Source organism: Pseudomonas sp. LB3P25 (genome assembly GCF_054897985.1).
In genome coordinates this window covers 2299098-2316665 of the sequence record NZ_CM142711.1, presented here as the reverse complement: position 1 = coordinate 2316665, position 17568 = coordinate 2299098, and the positions used below count along the sequence as shown (strand labels likewise).

General features: G+C 61.0%; 17 protein-coding genes. 13 read left to right on the top strand and 4 right to left on the bottom strand.

Annotation, left to right across the window (positions count from 1 at the left end):
- Positions 1-28 precede the first annotated feature (28 nt).
- A complete protein-coding gene (locus ACYZTW_RS10400) occupies positions 29-679 on the bottom strand; it encodes a LexA family protein (RefSeq protein WP_462004782.1) in 651 nt (216 codons plus the stop codon).
- A gap of 129 nt (positions 680-808) precedes the next feature.
- On the opposite strand from ACYZTW_RS10400, the gene ACYZTW_RS10395 reads away from it, so the two are divergent.
- Positions 809-1150 (top strand): DUF6124 family protein, encoded by a 342-nt coding sequence (locus ACYZTW_RS10395; RefSeq protein WP_123366193.1) that lies wholly within the window; start codon positions 809-811, stop codon positions 1148-1150.
- Between the two features lie 485 nt (positions 1151-1635).
- Positions 1636-2787 carry a M14 family metallopeptidase gene (locus ACYZTW_RS10390; protein ID WP_462004781.1) on the top strand — a complete coding sequence of 384 codons (1152 nt, stop codon included), beginning with the start codon at positions 1636-1638 and terminating at the stop codon, positions 2785-2787.
- 164 nt (positions 2788-2951) lie between these two features.
- Here the strand turns inward: ACYZTW_RS10390 and ACYZTW_RS10385 are convergent, their stop codons facing one another.
- Positions 2952-3497, bottom strand: coding sequence for a cytochrome b (locus ACYZTW_RS10385; RefSeq protein ID WP_462004780.1), 546 nt, complete (start codon positions 3495-3497; stop codon positions 2952-2954).
- A complete protein-coding gene (locus ACYZTW_RS10380) occupies positions 3494-4582 on the bottom strand; it encodes a catalase family peroxidase (protein WP_462004779.1) in 1089 nt (362 codons plus the stop codon). The genes ACYZTW_RS10385 and ACYZTW_RS10380 overlap by 4 nt, the downstream gene beginning before the upstream one ends.
- A 317-nt stretch (positions 4583-4899) precedes the next feature.
- Here ACYZTW_RS10380 and ACYZTW_RS10375 point away from each other — a divergent pair, with 317 nt between their 5' ends.
- Entirely contained in the window at positions 4900-5406 is a 507-nt protein-coding gene (locus tag ACYZTW_RS10375; protein ID WP_462005732.1) for a sigma-70 family RNA polymerase sigma factor, read from the top strand.
- Complete coding sequence (locus ACYZTW_RS10370; protein ID WP_462004778.1) at positions 5403-6155, top strand: anti-sigma factor family protein; 753 nt, start codon at positions 5403-5405, stop codon at positions 6153-6155. The genes ACYZTW_RS10375 and ACYZTW_RS10370 overlap by 4 nt, the downstream gene beginning before the upstream one ends.
- 151 nt (positions 6156-6306) lie before the next feature.
- On the opposite strand, the gene ACYZTW_RS10365 is transcribed toward ACYZTW_RS10370, so the two are convergent.
- Positions 6307-7143 (bottom strand): IclR family transcriptional regulator, encoded by an 837-nt coding sequence (locus ACYZTW_RS10365; protein ID WP_462004777.1) that lies wholly within the window; start codon positions 7141-7143, stop codon positions 6307-6309.
- 244 nt (positions 7144-7387) lie between these two features.
- Between ACYZTW_RS10365 and ACYZTW_RS10360 the strand changes: the two genes are divergently transcribed.
- The 9 genes from ACYZTW_RS10360 (at position 7388) to ACYZTW_RS10320 (ending at position 17504) form a co-directional block, all read left to right on the top strand.
- Entirely contained in the window at positions 7388-8413 is a 1026-nt protein-coding gene (locus ACYZTW_RS10360; RefSeq protein ID WP_462004776.1) for an ABC transporter ATP-binding protein, read from the top strand.
- The gene (locus tag ACYZTW_RS10355) at positions 8410-9279 is read left to right on the top strand and encodes an ABC transporter permease (RefSeq protein WP_462004775.1); all 870 of its coding nucleotides are present in this window, start codon (positions 8410-8412) and stop codon (positions 9277-9279) included. The genes ACYZTW_RS10360 and ACYZTW_RS10355 overlap by 4 nt, the downstream gene beginning before the upstream one ends.
- 6 nt (positions 9280-9285) lie before the next feature.
- The gene (locus tag ACYZTW_RS10350) at positions 9286-10080 is read left to right on the top strand and encodes an ABC transporter permease (protein WP_462004774.1); all 795 of its coding nucleotides are present in this window, start codon (positions 9286-9288) and stop codon (positions 10078-10080) included.
- Positions 10081-10087: 7 nt separating this feature from the next.
- Entirely contained in the window at positions 10088-10378 is a 291-nt protein-coding gene (locus ACYZTW_RS10345) for a (2Fe-2S)-binding protein (RefSeq protein WP_462004773.1), read from the top strand.
- A 673-nt stretch (positions 10379-11051) separates the two neighbouring features.
- On the top strand, positions 11052-12407 hold the full coding sequence (locus ACYZTW_RS10340) for an FAD/NAD(P)-dependent oxidoreductase (RefSeq protein ID WP_462004772.1): 1356 nt from the start codon (positions 11052-11054) through the stop codon (positions 12405-12407).
- Positions 12404-13519 (top strand): NAD(P)/FAD-dependent oxidoreductase, encoded by a 1116-nt coding sequence (locus ACYZTW_RS10335; protein WP_462004771.1) that lies wholly within the window; start codon positions 12404-12406, stop codon positions 13517-13519. Before ACYZTW_RS10340 ends, ACYZTW_RS10335 begins: the two co-directional genes overlap by 4 nt.
- A gap of 18 nt (positions 13520-13537) precedes the next feature.
- Positions 13538-14599: an ABC transporter substrate-binding protein gene (locus ACYZTW_RS10330; protein WP_462004770.1), complete on the top strand. Its 1062-nt coding sequence runs from the start codon at positions 13538-13540 to the stop codon at positions 14597-14599.
- A gap of 259 nt (positions 14600-14858) precedes the next feature.
- Positions 14859-15986 (top strand): cell division protein ZapE, encoded by a 1128-nt coding sequence (gene zapE, locus ACYZTW_RS10325; RefSeq protein ID WP_462004769.1) that lies wholly within the window; start codon positions 14859-14861, stop codon positions 15984-15986.
- A gap of 204 nt (positions 15987-16190) precedes the next feature.
- Positions 16191-17504 (top strand): leucine-rich repeat-containing protein kinase family protein, encoded by a 1314-nt coding sequence (locus ACYZTW_RS10320; RefSeq protein WP_462004768.1) that lies wholly within the window; start codon positions 16191-16193, stop codon positions 17502-17504.
- The last annotated feature ends 64 nt before the right edge of the window (positions 17505-17568 follow it).

The following is a 17568-nucleotide window of genomic DNA, read 5'->3' as shown; positions in this document are numbered from 1 at the left end:
GTCCTACGTCTTGCGAGGACCGATCTGATTAGAATTTGGCGGTTGCCTGAACCACTACGCCGATAATTCGGCACTCGTCGGTGAAGATAGCCTTCGGATAGGTCGGATTGAGCGGGACCAGGTAACGCTGCCCGCCCTCTTCGATCAACTTGCGAAAGGTCGCCTCGGCGCTGCCCGGCCACTGGGCGATCACCAGTTTTCCGGGTTCCGGCACGATGGCCGGGTCCACCAGGATCATCATGCCCTCGGCAATGCTGATACCCGTAGGCGCGGTCATCGCATCGCCCACCACACTCAGCCAGAAGGCCGGGCCCTGGGCGTGGTAGTCGGTCAGCTCGAAGCGTTCCTCCTTGCGATACACCGTCAGCTCACCATCGCGCAGCTGCGCCGGCTCCTTCCAGTCACTGACCGGGTAGCGGAAGTACGGGTTGTACTTCAGCGCCAGAGGCATCTCCTCCTCTTCCAAGATGAGTGGTTCGCGGATCACCAGCGCCACTTCGAGAAAGTCCATGCCCAGCGCCTTCAACACACGGTTCATGTTGACGACGCCAGGGTCGCGGCGTTTGTTCAGCCAGTGGCCGACGCCGCCCTGGGACATCCCGAGACGTTCGGCGAGTATCTCTTGAGTGACTTTGAGTTCACTCATCTTGGCCTTGACCAACTCAATCCATTTATCCATGTGCGGCACGATACGTGGGGGACTCCGGCCATCAAAACACAAATTGTAGTATTTAATCTCTCGTCATAAATACAGTACGTACTAGGATTGGTTCACGGATCTGAATCTATCACGGAGTTTGCCATCGCCATGTCCATCCCCTGCAACGACCTGCCTGACATGCAAATCGACACTTCCCTCACCTCGCCCAAAGGCTCTGCTGCCGCGCAACGGGCGCTGGACTATTACTTGAAACCAGCTGTTTCAGAGGAAGTGGTCGAAGAACGTTTCTTTGACGTAAACCGCAACATCAGCTGCGAAGAGGCGCTGGTCCATGCCACGGATTTGCTACGTTGTGCCGCCGCCATCGCGTACGAGTCAGCCAGCAATTTGCAAGGCGCAAGTCGGGACCTGGCGTTTTCCGCGGTGCACATGATCGACATGGCCAAGGCCATGGTAGACCGATCCCTGGAGGGCGATCAGAACGGATGAGACGAGGGTGCTTGCGAGGAGGAAGGGAAAGAATTTTCCAATCGCGCAGATAAAAACATTTGACTTACAAACGAGAATGATTATTATTGCATGCATCTGATCGCGAGATCAGTCGATTGTCCAAGTGACCTTAGGTCGGTCTCCTGGACTATCTCCTCATCAGGCTAATCACGGTTTTTTACCCGGCTTTTTGCCGGGTTTTTTTTTGCCAGTTATTCTGGCTTTGGCTTCAGGCTAATGAAGTATTCAGGTGCTGCAAATTCGAATGGCGCGGATGTTATCAAAAGAATGTCCGTTGGCAAGAGAAGCCCGGCATCATTGGCCCAAAACTAATCAAAAATAGCGCTTGAGAACCCATCGCACAGTCTCTAAGCTTCGTCGGCGTCAAGGAGGACGCCCCCCCGCTTCGCCCCAGAATTTCCCCCGGTTTTTCCCTTCCCAGCGTGTAAAGTAGCAGCCATAAAAATCATATTCAGGAATCGACTATGACCGTGGCTAAATCCTCTTTCGACATCAGTGCCAACTTCGACAGTGGCAACATTGATGTGCTGGACATCAGCAATCCGTTGCAAGCCCTGCTGGCCATCAAGCCAGACACCCGCAGCCAGCACTTTCAGTGGTTCCACTTCAAGGCCAGCGGTCTGCACGTCGGTCAGGAACACTGGTTTCGTCTGAACAATGCCAGCAAGTCCTCCTACAACAAAGCCTGGGATGGTTATCAGGCGGTGGCGTCCTACGACCACGTCAACTGGTTCCGGGTGCCGACCATTTTCGAAGGTGACTGCCTGCGCTTCAGCCTTGAAGCCACCGCCACCCACGCCTGGTTTGCTTACTTCGAACCCTACAGCCGCGGTCGCCATGACTGGTTGATCGAGCAGGCGTTGTCCAAGGCCGGCACCGAACTGCTGGCCACCGGCAAGAGCGTCGAAGGTCGGGACATCCAGCTGCTGCGTAAAGGCACGGGCGCCGAAGGTCAGCGCAAGGTCTGGATCATTGCCCAGCAACACCCCGGTGAACACATGGCCGAATGGTTCATGGAAGGTGTAATCGAACGCCTCGAAAAACACGACGATCCTGTACTGAGCAAATTGCTGGCCAGCGCCGACCTCTATTTGGTGCCGAACATGAACCCGGACGGCGCATTCCACGGTCACCTGCGCACCAACGCCATGGGCCAGGACCTTAACCGCGCCTGGCAGAGCGCCAGCCAGGAGATCAGCCCGGAAGTGCTGTTCGTTCAGCAGCAGATGGAAAAGTACGGTGTCGACCTGTTCCTCGACATCCATGGCGACGAAGAAATCCCCTACGTGTTCACCGCCGGCTGCGAAGGCAACCCGGGCTACACGCCACGAATCGAAAAACTCGAAGAGCATTTCCGCAGTCATCTGAAGCACCTGACCAAGGACTTTCAGACCAAGCACGGCTATACACGCGACGAGCCGGGCAAAGCCAACATGACCCTTGCCTGCAACAGCGTCGGCGAGAAATTCGATTGCCTGTCGCTGACCCTGGAAATGCCCTTCAAGGACAACAACGATGCGCCGAATGCGCTCACCGGTTGGTCCGGCAAGCGTTCGAAGCAGTTGGGTAAGGATGTGTTGACGACCGTCGCGGAAATGGTCAACACCTTGCGCTGATGGCCCGGTTCATGTAGCAGCTGGCGCAGCCTGCGTTCGGCTGCGAAGCAGTCGCAAAATCAAACGCCTCGGTCATTCAGTTAAACCGTGGTGAATGGATTGACATCTGCTGCGTCCGATCGCGGCCCGAACCGAACGCAGGCTTCGCCAGTTGCTACAGGGGATCAGCCGCGATCCTTCCCCCGCAACATGCTGTCCAGCACCTCATCGCGACGCACCCAACCGTGAAACAACGCCGCCGCCAAATGCAGCAGCACCGTCAAGAACAACAAATAAGCCAAATACCCGTGAGCCTTGCGCAGGAACGCAAACACCTGCGCATTGGCCGGCAGGATCGATGGCAACTGCAACGAACTGCTGAGCATCACCGGATCCCCCGCCGCCGAAATCATCGCCCAGCCCAGCAGCGGCAGGATCAGCATCAAGGCGTACAGCAAAACATGCGAAGCCTTGGCCGCCAGCGCTTGCCAACCCGGTAGATCCGCTGGCAGCCGTGGCTGTTGAGTGGAAAAGCGCACGGCCAGGCGCACGATCACCAGCAGCAGAATCGCGACACCCAAGGGCTTGTGCAGATGAATCAGCCACTCATGACGCTCAGACACCGAAGCGGCCATGCCCGCGCCGATAAACAGCATGGCAATGATCATCAGCGCCATCAGCCAGTGCAGCAATCGCGCTAAAGGCGCGAAGTGGTTCGGTTGAGCGCTCATTGACGAGACTCCTGTTTATTGGCAGAGGGCAACTGGCTGACTTCGCTGGTACGACGCAAGTAGGACGTGGCGTAGCCCGCTGAACGAGCGGCGAGCAAAGGGTCGTCAGAACCTTCGATACCGGCGGGCAGTACCAGCGGGTCGTAGTTGATGTCACGGCATTCGCCATTGAGTTGCGGCTGAGTGCTTTCGAGTACCAAGGTGCCGGCGTTCAACACTTTGCGGCCGTCGGGCCAGGCCTTGCTGGCGTCGTTGACCGGGTCACCGGGGTTGGCCAGCGTGATGTTCAACTGCCAACGCAGCGGCCCTGCGGCAATCCGCTGAACCAGGTCTTTCTCGAGGAAATCCCCCCCTTCAGGCGCCGTAGCACCCGCGGCATCCTGAGCGACGGGCACCATGCTCCAGCGCACCGCTTGCCGTTGCCCGGCCGCGTTCACTAGGTAAAACGCATTGACGCTGTTGTAGGTTTCCGTCACGTAGCTGGCCGACGGCTTGGCGGTTTTGATCCAGGCCAGGAACGGTGCAGCTTCCGGATGCGAACCGAAGAACGCTGGCACAGCAGCCGGGTTCGGTTTGCCGGTGGCCGGGTCCGGCGACTGGGCTTGCTGCAATTGGTAGAACGCTTCGGGCGTACCCACCGGGAACACCGGCATGCTGTTCATACCGGTGCGCCATTGCTGGCCGTTGGCCTGGGTGAATCGCAGGGCCAGGCTGCGGATCGGCACGCTGTTGTCCGGCGCATAAGGGTTGCCAGCCGGCAATGCGAAACGCCCGACCACCGGGGTTCGCGCTTCATTGAGCACTTGAGCGCTGGAATAGCTGCGCGCCTCACCGCTGCTCTCGAAATGCCCGATCACGCACACACCTTTGGAATGGTTACGCCGGAACCCCGGGTGCACGCCGTTGTTGGTCTCCAGCACATTGATCAGCTTTTTCGGCGTCAGGCGCTGTGGGTCAAAGGTGCCGTTGACGTAGGCAAAAGCCCCGGCCACTGCGGCAACCACCACAGCGATACCGGCCAGACGTAACGTCAGGCTCGCGGCACTCAAGGGTGGCCGGGTTGGCGGTGATGAGCGATCTACCATGAAAGACTCCAGGGCCATCGGCCACAAGTGAGAAGGATCAAGCAGACGAACCCCACGGCGGTTTATTCCATCACGCGGTATTTATTTTTTCAGGCGTGGAATAACCTCGAATGCCGGGCGTCTCTCTGGTGTCCGGTCTCGCAAATACGTTCCTTTTTCGGCGAGTAGCTGTTGTTGCCAGACAAGGCGCCGCGACGAGTCATAGCTCGCTATGGCGAGGAGCGGCAACGCCGTATGGCGACAACAGATGCCGCCAAAAAGGAAACGTATTTGTGAGACCGGACACTCACCACAGCGTAGTGACTAGTCAGAACTTCATGAACGATATCGACGAACAACTGCGAGAAATCATTCCCGGATTGCGCCGGTTTGCCGTGTCGTTGACGCGCAATCCCAGCAGCGCCGACGACCTGGTGCAGTCTTGCCTTGAGCGCGCGCTGTCGAGTTGGGGCGACAAACGCCCCGAGGGCGACTTGCGCGCCTGGTTGTTTTCGATTCTGTATCGACAGTTTCTCGATGCTCACCGGCGCTCTCGGCGTTATGCACGGATGCTCGAATTCTTTACCGGGCGTGACGATTCACAGCCGTCGGTGGAACGCACCGTGATCGCCCAATCAACCCTGAAAGCCTTCGACCAGCTCACCACCGAACAACGCGCCCTGCTGCTCTGGGTCTCGGTCGAAGGCTTGAGTTATAAAGAGGTCGCCGAGATTCTCGACGTCCCCACCGGCACCGTGATGTCCCGCCTGTCCCGCGCCCGCCAAGCCTTGCGCCAGTTGAGCGACGGCGAAATCACCCGCCCTTCTCTGCGGAGACTCAAATGATCAGCCTGCCCCCAAGCGAGCGTGACCTGCACGCCTATGTCGACCAGCAACTCAGCGATGCCGACCGACGTCTGGTAGACACTTTTCTGGCCAGCAACGCTGAAGTGGCTGCCCAAGTGCGTGCCTGGCAGCAGGACGCCCAGCAATTGCGCGCGGCATTGAGCGGCGCCCTGCAGCAACCGGCCAACTCGAACCTCGACCCGGCGCTGATTCGCCAACGCCTCAAACGACAATCTCGTCGTCACCTGGCCAGCGCCGCCGTGTTGCTGATCGCGGTCAGTATCGGCGGGATCAGCGGTTGGCAAGCCCGGGAGATGACGCTCGTCAGTGCCCCATTGCCGATGACCGATGCCCTGCAGGCCTATCGTCTGATTGCCCAGCAAGGCATCCTGACGGCCGACTACAAAGTCAGCGACGACGGTGACATGCAGGGTTGGCTCGACCGCTATTTCACTCAGGCCCATCGCTTGCCTGACCTCTCGGACGCAGGTTTCAAACCGGTCAGCGGGCGCTTGCTGAGCACCGAGCAAGGGCCGGCGGCGATGGTGGTTTACGAGGATCAAAGCGGCCATAAAGTCAGCTTTTACGTCCGCCCACCGGGTCCGAAAAACTACCTGTTGCCGAGGGGCAGTCGCAGCGATGGCGAGTTGCAGGCCGAATACTGGTCGGGGAGCGGGTACAACTACGCGATGGTCAGCCCGAGCGATACGCCGGCGGCGCAGTTGCTCAAGCAAACCGTGCAGTTCTGACCACACCGCCAATCAAATGTGGGAGCGAGCCGGCTCCGGGCGGCGTTCCGACGAAAGCGGTGGGTCAGCCGACATCAATGTTGGATGTACCGGCCTCTTCGCGAGCAGGCTCGCTCCCACAGGGGGGTCGGCGAACATTTGCAAATTGTGTTCAACCCTGCCCGAACACTTGCGAAGGCCTACGCAGCAACGGATCGAACGGATTGATCCGCGGCCCGATCAGCGCCGCTTCGCGCTTGAGCATTTCCACCACCGTCGGCAAACGATCCGGCCCCAGCCGATCACTCACGGTCGCCACACTCAACGCCGCGACCGCCCGCCCTTCACGATCCAGAATCGGCACCGCCACACCGGCCATGCCCTGCAACACGCCGGTGTTGCGCCCGGCATAACCTAGCTTGCGCACACTCTCGACTTCCGAGCGCAGGAACACCTCGTCGTACAGGTGGAAATCCTTGAGCCTCGGCAAGTTGTAGTGAATCACCGTGTCGCGCTCTTCTTCCGGCAGGAACGCCAGAATCGCCAGGCTGCCCTGCCCCACGCCCAGCGCCACCCGCCCGCCGATGTCACCGGTAAAGGTGCGGATCGGAAACGGCCCTTCGCTGCGGTCCAGGCAAATCGCATCAAAACCACTGCGCGCCAGTAAAAACAACGAATCCCCCAAGGACGCCGACAGCCGCAGCAACGCCGGACGCACCAGTTCGCGCAGGTTTCCGGTGTTCCCGGCGCGCGCCGCCAGGGCGAAAAACTCCAGACTCAAGCGATAGCGTTTGCTGCGTGCATCCTGCTCGACCATGTCCTCGTCCATCAGGCTGCGCAGCAATCGGTGCGTGGTCGGTTGCGACAAACCGATGCGCTGAGCCAGTTGCGTCACGCGCTCCCCGCCCTCGACGGTGTCACCCAGGCTGCGCAGCACGGCAAACAGTCTGGAGACCGCGCCAACACCGACATCACTTTTGCTTTCATTCCGCTCAATGGAATCTGTCATGGTTTTTCTCGAGTATTAATTTACTCACTGAATGAAACTGAAAATAGTCATCGCTTCAGTGAAATAGGCCATTGAGCCCATCCTATTCTTCGTCCTACTCTGCGTCCAGACAGGGGCGATTCGAACAACAGCGGCAGCCGACTGAAGTCGAGCGCCAACGCACCCAGAAACATTTTTTCGTATCTGCCCATACAAAAAAGCGCGACCTCAGGCCGCGCATAACAATCTCAGGTGGAGCGCAGTTATGGCTTTTGTGCAACTTGAAGGACTCGGCAAACGTTACGGCGAGATCGACGCCGTCGTTGCCACCAACCTCTCGGTCGAGAAAGGCGAATTCGTCTCGCTGCTCGGCCCCTCCGGATGCGGCAAAACCACCACCCTGCAAATGATCGCCGGCTTCGTTGAAGTCAGCAGCGGACGCATTGTGCTGGACGGTCGCGACATCACCCACGCCAAACCCGCCACCCGTGGTCTGGGCGTGGTGTTCCAGAGTTACGCGCTGTTCCCGCACATGACCGTGAGAGACAACGTCGCCTTCGGCTTGCGCATGCGCAAAGTGGCCAACGGCGAGTTGCAGCAGCGAGTGGACCGGGTGCTGAAACTGGTGCGCCTCAACCAGCATGCCGAGCGTTACCCGCGAGAACTCTCCGGTGGCCAGCGTCAACGCGTTGCCCTCGCTCGGGCACTGGTGATCGAACCGCCGGTGCTGCTGCTCGATGAGCCGCTGTCCAACCTCGACGCCAACCTTCGCGAAGAGATGCAATTCGAGATCCGCCGCATCCAGCGCGAAGTCGGGATCACCACGCTGATGGTCACCCATGACCAGTCCGAAGCGCTGTCCATCAGCGACCGGGTGGTGGTGATGCAGGCCGGGCGCATCACCCAGATCGACGCGCCTTACACCCTCTACGAACACCCGCGCACCGAGTTCATTTCCGGTTTCGTCGGCAAGGCCAACCTGTTGCCGGGTGAGCGGGACGGTGCCGGCGTCGTTCAAGTCTGCAACCGCGGCGACGGCGAACTGACCTTGAGCCTGCGCCCGGAAAAAATCGATCTGCGGGACAAAGGTCAGGGCCGTCTGCAAGGCAAGATCGCCAGTCGCTTTTTTCTCGGCAGCCAATGGCTGTACGGCGTATCGACGACCCTGGGCGAACTCAGCGTGGTACGCCGCAACGACGGTTCGGCACCGCTGACCGAAGGCACGGCGGTCGGCCTGGACTGGGACGCGGCGCTGTTGCGGGTACTGAGTGTCGACGAGGTGCCGGCATGAGTACGCTTGTCGCCATTCGCCAGGGACGCCAGGGTTACTGGCTGTCGACACCGGCCCTGGCCTTATACCTCAGCCTGCTGGTTATCCCGCTGCTGCTGACCTTGGTGCTGTCGTTCAACGTCTTCGACTACAGCTCGGGGATCAACGGCGATGCCTACACCCTCGAGCACTACAGCAACCTGCTGGGCGACCCGTACTTCTACGAAATCTTTTTGCGCACGATGTGGATCAGTGCCCTGACCACCCTGCTCTGCGTGGTAATCGGCGTGCCTGAGGCCTATATCCTCAGCCGCATGGGCACGCCGTGGCGTTCGATTTTCCTGATTCTGATCCTCACGCCATTGCTGATTTCGGTGGTGGTGCGCGCCTTCGGATGGAGCCTGTTGCTGGGTGCCGACGGCCTGGTCAACCAGACCCTGCAAGCCTTCGGCGGCTCGCCGATGAAATTGCTCTACACACCGTTTGCGGTGGTGATCGCCCTGGTCCACGTGATGCTGCCGTTCATGATCATTCCGGTCTGGACCTCGCTGCAAAAACTCGACCCAGCCGCCGAGCAGGCCGCGATGTCCCTCGGCGCCAGCCACTTCAACGTGATGCGCCAAGTGGTGTTGCCGCAGATCATGCCCGGCGTGCTCTCCGGCACGTTGATCGTGTTCGGTCTCGCCGCCAGTTCGTTTGCCATCCCCGGCCTGCTCGGCGGACGTCGGATAAAAATGGTCGCCACGCTGATCTACGACCAGTACCTGTCGGAACTCAACTGGCCGATGGGCGCGGCCATCGCCGTGGCCCTGCTGTTGCTCAACCTGCTGATCATGCTGTCGTGGAACCGGATGATCGAAGGCCGCTACAAGAAGTCATTGGGATAACTCGTCATGTCCAAGAACGGTCCTTTCGCCCTGCTGTTCCATACCCTGGTGGTGCTGTTCATGCTGGCGCCGCTGGTGGTGGTTTGCCTTGTGGCTTTCACCCCGGAAAACACCCTGAGCCTGCCGACCACGGAGTTTTCCCTGCGCTGGTTCCGCGCGGTGTTCGAGCGTGCTGACTTTGTCGATGCGTTCTACAACAGCCTCATCCTGGCATTCAGCGCCGCCTCGCTGGCGACGCTGATTGCGGTGCCGGCCGCGCTGGCGATCACCCGCTTCGAGTTTCCGGGCCGGGACTTTTTCAACGGTCTGTTTTTATCGCCGATCATCATTCCGCACTTGGTGCTGGGTGTTGCGTTGCTGCGGTTGTTTGCGCTGATGGGTGTCAATGGCAGCTTCGCCTGGCTGATCTTCGCCCATGTGCTGGTGATCACACCGTACGTGCTGCGACTGGTACTGGCGTCGGCCATCGGCCTGGATCGCAGCGCCGAACACGCCGCGCAATCGCTCGGTGCCGGGCGCTTCACGCTGTTCCGGGAAATCACCTTGCCGATGATTCTGCCAGGGGTGGCCGGTGGCTGGCTGCTGGCGTTCATCAACAGTTTCGATGAGGTCACGCTGTCGATTTTCGTCACCTCGCCGGCCACGCAAACCCTACCGGTGCGGATGTATGTGTACGCCACCGAATCCATCGATCCAATGATGGCGGCGGTATCGGCACTGGTGATTGCGCTGACCGCGCTGACGATGATTTTGCTCGACCGGGTCTACGGCCTGGATCGGGTTCTGGTGGGCAAACAATGAGGGCGCCATGGCTCTGCTGAAACGACTGGCCGAAGGCGACCGCCCGGCCCTGGACTTTACCCTCGACGGCACACCTGCCACGGGCCTGCTCGGCGACACCTTGCTGACGGCGGTTCTGACCTGCAGCGAACACTTGCGCGGCAGCGACTTCAGCGCCGAACCCCGCGCAGGGTTTTGCATGATGGGTGCGTGTCAGGACTGCTGGGTACGACTGGGCGATGGACAGCGCGTGCGTGCCTGCTCGACGTTGCTCGAAGCCGGGCAGCAGATCAACCGCGAACCGGGGCGTTCCCTATGAACACCTTTTCAATCTCCCGAAACCGAATCCCCTGTGGGAGCGAGCCTGCTCGCGAAAACAGACTGTCAGCCAGCATCAATGTTGAATGTGCCGCCCTCTTCGCGAGCAGGCTCGCTCCCACAGTAATTCGGCGGCGTTCACAAAACCCGGGCGCAACCCCCAACAAATGTGGGAGCAAGCCTGCTCGCGAAAGCGGATTGTCTGCCTGCATCAATGTTGAATGTGCCGCCCTCTTCGCGAGCAGGCTCGCTCCCACAGTAATTCGGCGGCGTTCACAAAACCCGGGCGCAACCCCCAACAAATGTGGGAGCAAGCCTGCTCGCGAAAGCGGATTGTCTGCCTGCATCAATGTTGAATGTGCCGCCCTCTTCGCGAGCAGGCTCGCTCCCACAGTAATTCGGCGGCGTTCACAAAACCCGGGCGCAACCCCCAACAAATGTGGGAGCAAGCCTGCTCGCGAAAGCGGATTGTCTGCCTGCATCAATGTTGAATGTGCCGCCCTCTTCGCGAGCAGGCTCGCTCCCACAGTAATTCGGCGGCGTTCACAAAACCCGGGCGCAACCCTCATCAACTGTGGGAGCGAGCTTGCTCGCGATAGCGGTTTGTCGGCCACCACATCTGTTGAATGTTCCGCCGTCATCGCGAGCAAGCTCGCTCCCACAGGAGGTTGGGTATGAATTCGGTGGTCATCATCGGTGCCGGTCCGGCCGGGATTCGTGCAGCGCAAACATTGGTCGCCCACGGCGTTCGCCCGGTGCTGCTGGACGAGGCAGCACGCGGTGGCGGGCAGATTTATCGCCGTCAACCGGCAAACTTCAAGCGTTCTCCGGTCAAGCTGTATGGCTTCGAAGCCGGGAAGGCCAACGCGTTGCATCAGACGATCGACGCGCTGCGCGAGCAACTCGATTACCGTCCTGAAACCCTGGTATGGAATGCCGAAGACAGTGCGCTCGACACCTTGCATGAGGGCCGCGCCGCGCGGCTAGTGTTCTCGCGAGTGATCGTCGCCACAGGCGCCACCGACCGGATTCTGCCGGTACCGGGCTGGACCCTTCCGGGGGTTTACAGCCTCGGTGCAGCGCAGATCGCCCTCAAGTTTCAAGGCTGCGCCATCGGTGAACGCGTAGTGTTCGCCGGCAGCGGGCCGTTGCTGTACCTGGTGGCGTATCAATACGCCAAGGCCGGTGCGAATGTCGTCGCGGTGCTCGACAGTTCGCCCTTCAGCGCTCAGGCCCGCGCCCTGCCCGGCCTGCTCTCGCAACCGGCCACCCTGGCCAAAGGCATCTATTACCGCAGCTGGCTGACCGCCCACGGCATCCCGGTGCATCAGGGTGCCAGCCTCACAGGCATCAATGGCGATCAGCGTGTGCAATCGCTGACCTGGCGCAACGCCAAGGGCAATCAGCGTCTGGAGTGCGACGCCGTCGCCTTCGCCCACGGCTTGCGCAGCGAAACCCAGCTCGCCGATTTGCTCGGCTGTGAGTTCACCTGGAACCCGCTCAACCGCGCCTGGCTGCCGCAACGTGACAGCGCCGGTCGCAGCAGCGCCGCCCAGGTTTACCTGGCCGGTGACGGCGCCGGCATCATGGGTGCCGACGCGGCCGAAATGGCCGGCGAACGCGCAGCTCTGGCGGTGCTCGAAGACATCGGTCACCTGATCCCGCCGCAACGTGGGGCGCACTTGGAGCAGGCGCTGGGACGGATCGATACCTTCCGCCAAGGCCTGGAACGGGCCTTCGTCTTTCCCGAACACTGGGCCGCCGAGGCCCCGAATGACGTGATGATCTGCCGCTGCGAAGAAGTGCGGGCCGGCGACATCCGCCAAGTCGTGCGCGAAGGTCATTGGGAGATCAACCGGGTCAAGGCGCATTGCCGGGTCGGCATGGGGCGCTGTCAGGGGCGGATGTGCGGTGCCGCCGCTGCGGAAATCATTGCCTGCGAAAGCCAGCGCGGCGTGTCCGACATCGGCAGGCTTCGGGCTCAGGCCCCCATCAAACCCCTGCCGTTTGGCCTGGAGGTCGAGTCATGATCGAAGTCGATGCCGTCATCATTGGCGGCGGTATTGTCGGTGCCTCGGCCGCGCTCTTTCTGAGCAAGGCTGGCCGGCGGGTCGCGCTGCTGGAGCGGGACTTCTGTGGCTCGCATTCCAGCGGTGTGAACTACGGCGGTGTGCGGCGCCAGGGACGACCGCTGTCGCAACTGCCGCTGTCGCAGCGAGCCCACGACATCTGGGGGCAGCTGCCGCAACTGATTGGCATCGACGGTGAGTATCAGCGCAGCGGCCACTTGAAACTGGCCCGCAGCCTCAACGATCTGCACGCCTTGCAAGACTATGCCGCCAGCAGTCGGGGCTTTGGCCTCGATTTGCAGGTACTCGAACGCAGTGAATTACGCGCACGTTTTCCGTGGGTTGGCGAGGTGGCGGTCGGTGCCTCGTTTTGCCCCGATGACGGTCACGCCAACCCACGACTGGTCTCCCCGGCGTTTGCCCGGGCGGCGCGGCGACATGGCGCGCAGGTCCATGAACAATGCCCGGTGACGGCGGTGGAACACGACGGTCAACGCTTTCGCGTCAGCGCTCAATCCGGTCTGGAGCTGCAGGCGCCCTGGCTGCTGAATTGTGCCGGAGCCTGGGCCGGCAGCCTGGCAGAACACTTCGGTGAGGCGGTGCCGATGCACGCTGGGCACCCGGCGATGCTGGTCACCGAGCCGTTGCCGTTGGTGATGAATGCCAGCACGGGGGTCGAGGGTGGCGGTATCTATGCCCGTCAGGTCGCTCGCGGCAATTGCGTGCTGGGTGGCGGTCAGGGTTTTGCCCTCGACGACGCCCGCGCCCGGCCCGGTCAGCACGCGGTGATCGAGATCCTGCGTCAGGCGGTCGAGCTTTATCCGTTTCTTGAAGGCGCCCAGGCGATTCGCACCTGGAGCGGCACCGAAGGTTACCTGCCCGATCGCCAACCGGTGATCGGCCACAGTGGCACTCAACCCGGTCTGTTGCACGCGTTCGGCTTTGCCGGTGCAGGCTTTCAGATCGGCCCCGCGGTGGGCCAGGCGCTCACCGAAATCATCTGCAGCGGCGCCGCAAAAACGTCGCTGGATGCGTTTTCCATCACCCGGTTTCACTCCATCTCCGTTGCTTGATAGAGGAAGGTCGCGCCAATGAATAACGTCAAACGCACTGCACTGCTCGGTTTGTCCTGGCTTAGTTTTTCTAGCTTAGGCGCCCTGCTCATGGTCACCCCGGCCCAGGCCGAACCGACGCTTTACCTGGGCATGAACGGCGGGACTATGGAGCGGCTTTACGCCGACAAGGTGCTGCCGGTTTTCGAGAAGGCCAACAACGTCAAAGTGGTGATCGTGCCGGGTACCTCAGCCGATATCCTGGCCAAGGTCCAGGCCAGCAAAGGCAACCCGCAGATGCACGTGATGTTCCTCGACGACGGCATCATGTACCGCGCCATCGCCATGGGGCTGTGCGACAAACTCGAAGACAGCGCACCGCTGGCGCAGATACCGGCCAAGGGCCGCATCAAGGATCAAGCCGTGGCGGTCAGCCTCGGCGTGACCGGGCTGGCGTACAACACGCGTCTGTTCAAGGAGAAAGGCTGGACCGCGCCGACCTCGTGGATGGACATGGCCGACCCGCGCTTCAAGGACAAACTGGTGTTCCAGTCGATGGCGTCCTCGACCTTTGGCCTGCATGGTTTCCTGATGTTCAACCGGATTCAGGGCGGCAGCGAAACCGATGTCGAGCCAGGCTTCAAGGCGTGGCCGAACACCGTCGGGCGCAACGTGCTGGAGTACATCCCGAGTTCGGCGAAGATTTCCGAAATGCTTCAGACCGACGAAGCCGCGCTGTTCCCGCTCACGCCGACCCAGGTCACCGCCCTGAAACTCAAGGGCATGCCGGTGGAGTATGCGCAACCGAAGGAAGGCGCCGTGGTGCTCAACGTGGCCGAATGCGCTATCGCCAACAACACTCAGCCAGAGCTGGCGCAGAAACTCGCCGCCTTCTTGCTGACACCTGAAGCGCAGGCCGCCGCGCTTGAAGACGGCGACCAGATCCCGTCCAACCCCAATACCCCGACCACCGACAAGACTCGCGGCCAGGTCGAGGCGATGAAGCAGTACCTGACCACTGCCATTGCAATCGATTGGGATCAGGTCAACGAACAGCGCCCGGCGTGGAATGCGCGGTGGAATCGTAGTATCGAGCGCTAGCTTCCGGCATAGCGCTTTCTATGTAGCAGCTGCCGAGCCTGCGAGGCTGCGTTCGGCTGCGCAGCAGTCGCCAATCCATTCCCTGCGGTTTACCTGAATGACCGCGTTGTTTGGTTTTACGACTGCTTCGCAGCCGAACGCAGCCTCGCAGGCTCGGCAGCTGCTACAGGTCGACACAACTGGAATGAAAATTCCCCCTCTGGTTACACTATGCCGCCGCTCGGGGAGTCGGCATGAAGATTACGGGGGTGACATCACAGTGGCCGTTCGACCGCCAAACCGTTCGCGACTCACACCACGCTGGCCTACGCTACGCCGCTTGTTCGGCAAGGCATCGGCTGCATCCGCCGGTCACAGCGCGACCGGTCAAGTCATCCACGACTACTTCCACCGCAAGGCCCACTCCCAGGGCTACACCCTCAGCCATAGCCAACAGCGGGTCATCGACTGCATGGCGCAGCACGCCGCAGCGCTGCCGGGCACCTCGGCAAAAACGCGTCCCGGCCTTTACCTGCACGGCGCCGTAGGTCGCGGCAAGAGCTGGCTGCTCGACGGGTTTTTCCAGGCCATTCCCATCGCGGAAAAACAGCGCCTGCATTTTCATGAGTTTTTTGCGCAACTGCACCAAGGAATGTTCAGTCATCGCGATCAACCCGATGCACTGGAAACCACCCTCGATGAACAGCTGCGCGATTGCCGGGTGCTGTGTTTCGACGAGTTTCACGTCCATGACATCGGCGACGCGATGCTGATCACCCGGCTGTTCAAGGCACTGTTCCGCCGAGATATCCTGCTGCTGGTCACCTCCAACTACCCACCGGAAGGACTGCTGCCCAACCCGCTGTACCACGCGCGCTTCAAACCGGTGATCGACCTGATCAACGCACGCATGCAGGTCATGGAGGTCGGCGGCCCCCACGACTACCGCAGTCAGCCAAGAATCCATGCCCAGCAGCTGTTTACCCAGGGCCAATACGTCTGGCCGGCCACGTTGGCGCAGCGTCAGTCGTTGAACCTGCCCGAACGCGACGCACCGGCCATTCAACTGCCCGTCGGGACACGCAACCTTCAGGCCCGACACTGCGAAGGGCGAACCATCGGTTTCACCTTCGGCGATCTGTGCGACCAACCCACTGCGGTGATGGATTACCTGGAGTTGTGCCGTCGTTTCGATCACTGGTCCATCGATGAACTGCCCAACCTCGCCGATTGTTCAATTGCCGCCCAGCAGCGTTTCATTAATCTGGTCGACGTCCTGTACGACCAGGACAAGCACCTGATTCTGCTCGGACAGCAGTCTTTGCACGAAAGCCTGTGCGGCGATGCCATCGATCTGGCACGCACGCGCAGCCGGTTGGGGCAGTTGGTGGAAGTCAGGGAGTCGTAGGTTTTGTGGTGCAGTTCAGACCGCCTTCGTCGGAACGCCGCCCGGAGCCGGCTCGCTCCCACATTGGATCGGTGTACAACACAAGTCCAGTGTGGGAGCGAGCCTGCTCGCGAAGGCGGCCTGACAGCCACCACACGTTTCCCGCTATCATGTCGCCCGTTTCCAGGCCTCCGCGCCTTCCTCCCGATCAAAGTGAATCTGTTCATGGATACCCTTGCCCAACTACGCGCCGGTCAACTGTCGAGCGTTACCCGCCTGGACCTCACCGGCGGCCTGACGGAGTTTCCGCGAGAAATCTTCGACCTGGCGGACTCGCTGGAAGTCCTCAACCTCAGCGGCAATGCCTTGAACAGTCTGCCAGACGACTTGCACCGCCTGACCCGTTTACGCGTGCTGTTCTGCGCGGACAATCTGTTCACCGAACTGCCCGAATGCCTGGGCCAATGCGCCGCACTGACGATGGTCAGCTTCAAGGCCAACCGCATCGAACACGTGCCCGGCGCCGCCCTGCCGCCGTTGCTGCGCTGGCTGATCCTGACCGATAACTGCATCACTGAGTTGCCGGCCGAGCTGGGTGAGCGCCCGCACCTGCAAAAACTCATGCTCGCCGGCAACTGCTTGCAACGTTTGCCCGAGAGCTTGCGTCATTGCCATCGACTCGAACTGATTCGCATCGCCGCCAACCAGTTGAGCGAGTTGCCCGAGTGGCTGCTGTCCCTGCCGAGCCTGGCCTGGCTGGCGTACGCCGGCAACCCTCTGGAGACCGAAGCCGATGCGGCCGCCCTCGAAGCCACGCCCCACATTCCCTGGTCCGAACTGCGTCTGGAGCAGCAACTGGGCGAAGGCGCCTCGGGGGTGATTCATCGGGCTACTTGGGATCGACAGGACCAACCGGCCACACAGGTCGCGGTCAAACTCTACAAAGGCGAAATGACCAGCGATGGTTCGCCGTTGCACGAAATGAACGCCTGCATCACCGCCGGTAGTCACCCTGACCTGATCCGGGTTGAAGGGCGCGTCGTCGGGCATCCGCAAGCCCAGGCCGGGCTGGTGATGCAACTGATCGATCCGAGCTATCGCAATCTGGCCGGGCTGCCGAGCCTGGCGTCATGTACCCGCGACGTTTACGCCAATGACACCCGGTTCAGCGCTGGCGTGGCATTGCGCATCGCTTGTGGCATCGCCTCGGCAGCCGAGCATTTGCACCAGCATGGCATCACCCACGGTGACCTCTACGGCCACAATATTCTGTGGGACGAGCACGGTGATTGCCTGCTGGGGGATTTCGGCGCTGCGTCGTTCCATGCCACCTCGGACAGCCTTGAAAGCCGTGCGCTGCAACGGATCGAAGTGCGGGCGTTTGGTATTTTGCTGGGGGAATTGTTGGAGCGGATCGACTCGGGGTTGAGCGATGAGGGTCGGGGGCTGCTGGAGGCATTACAGCAACGCTGCTGCCAGCCGCAGGTGCTGGCGCGACCGGGGTTCAGCGAGATAATGCGATTACTTGATATCCAGTGACCGCTTCGCGGTCATTCGCGAGCAGGCTCGCTCCCACATTGGATCTGTGGCATTCACACATTCG

Excerpts from the sequence above, each read along its gene's own strand:
- ACYZTW_RS10370 (WP_462004778.1), top strand. The coding sequence starts at position 5,403 with ATGATCAGCCTGCCCCCAAGCGAGCGTGACCTGCACGCCTATGTCGAC.
- ACYZTW_RS10385 (WP_462004780.1), bottom strand. The coding sequence starts at position 3,497 with ATGAGCGCTCAACCGAACCACTTCGCGCCTTTAGCGCGATTGCTGCAC.
- ACYZTW_RS10350 (WP_462004774.1), top strand. The coding sequence starts at position 9,286 with ATGTCCAAGAACGGTCCTTTCGCCCTGCTGTTCCATACCCTGGTGGTG.
- ACYZTW_RS10395 (WP_123366193.1), top strand. The coding sequence starts at position 809 with ATGTCCATCCCCTGCAACGACCTGCCTGACATGCAAATCGACACTTCC.
- ACYZTW_RS10355 (WP_462004775.1), top strand. The coding sequence starts at position 8,410 with ATGAGTACGCTTGTCGCCATTCGCCAGGGACGCCAGGGTTACTGGCTG.
- ACYZTW_RS10360 (WP_462004776.1), top strand. The coding sequence starts at position 7,388 with ATGGCTTTTGTGCAACTTGAAGGACTCGGCAAACGTTACGGCGAGATC.
- ACYZTW_RS10380 (WP_462004779.1), bottom strand. The coding sequence starts at position 4,582 with ATGGTAGATCGCTCATCACCGCCAACCCGGCCACCCTTGAGTGCCGCG.
- ACYZTW_RS10400 (WP_462004782.1), bottom strand. The coding sequence starts at position 679 with ATGGATAAATGGATTGAGTTGGTCAAGGCCAAGATGAGTGAACTCAAA.
- ACYZTW_RS10330 (WP_462004770.1), top strand. The coding sequence starts at position 13,538 with ATGAATAACGTCAAACGCACTGCACTGCTCGGTTTGTCCTGGCTTAGT.
- ACYZTW_RS10390 (WP_462004781.1), top strand. The coding sequence starts at position 1,636 with ATGACCGTGGCTAAATCCTCTTTCGACATCAGTGCCAACTTCGACAGT.
- ACYZTW_RS10335 (WP_462004771.1), top strand. The coding sequence starts at position 12,404 with ATGATCGAAGTCGATGCCGTCATCATTGGCGGCGGTATTGTCGGTGCC.
- ACYZTW_RS10345 (WP_462004773.1), top strand. The coding sequence starts at position 10,088 with ATGGCTCTGCTGAAACGACTGGCCGAAGGCGACCGCCCGGCCCTGGAC.
- ACYZTW_RS10375 (WP_462005732.1), top strand. The coding sequence starts at position 4,900 with ATGAACGATATCGACGAACAACTGCGAGAAATCATTCCCGGATTGCGC.
- ACYZTW_RS10320 (WP_462004768.1), top strand. The coding sequence starts at position 16,191 with ATGGATACCCTTGCCCAACTACGCGCCGGTCAACTGTCGAGCGTTACC.
- ACYZTW_RS10340 (WP_462004772.1), top strand. The coding sequence starts at position 11,052 with ATGAATTCGGTGGTCATCATCGGTGCCGGTCCGGCCGGGATTCGTGCA.
- ACYZTW_RS10365 (WP_462004777.1), bottom strand. The coding sequence starts at position 7,143 with ATGACAGATTCCATTGAGCGGAATGAAAGCAAAAGTGATGTCGGTGTT.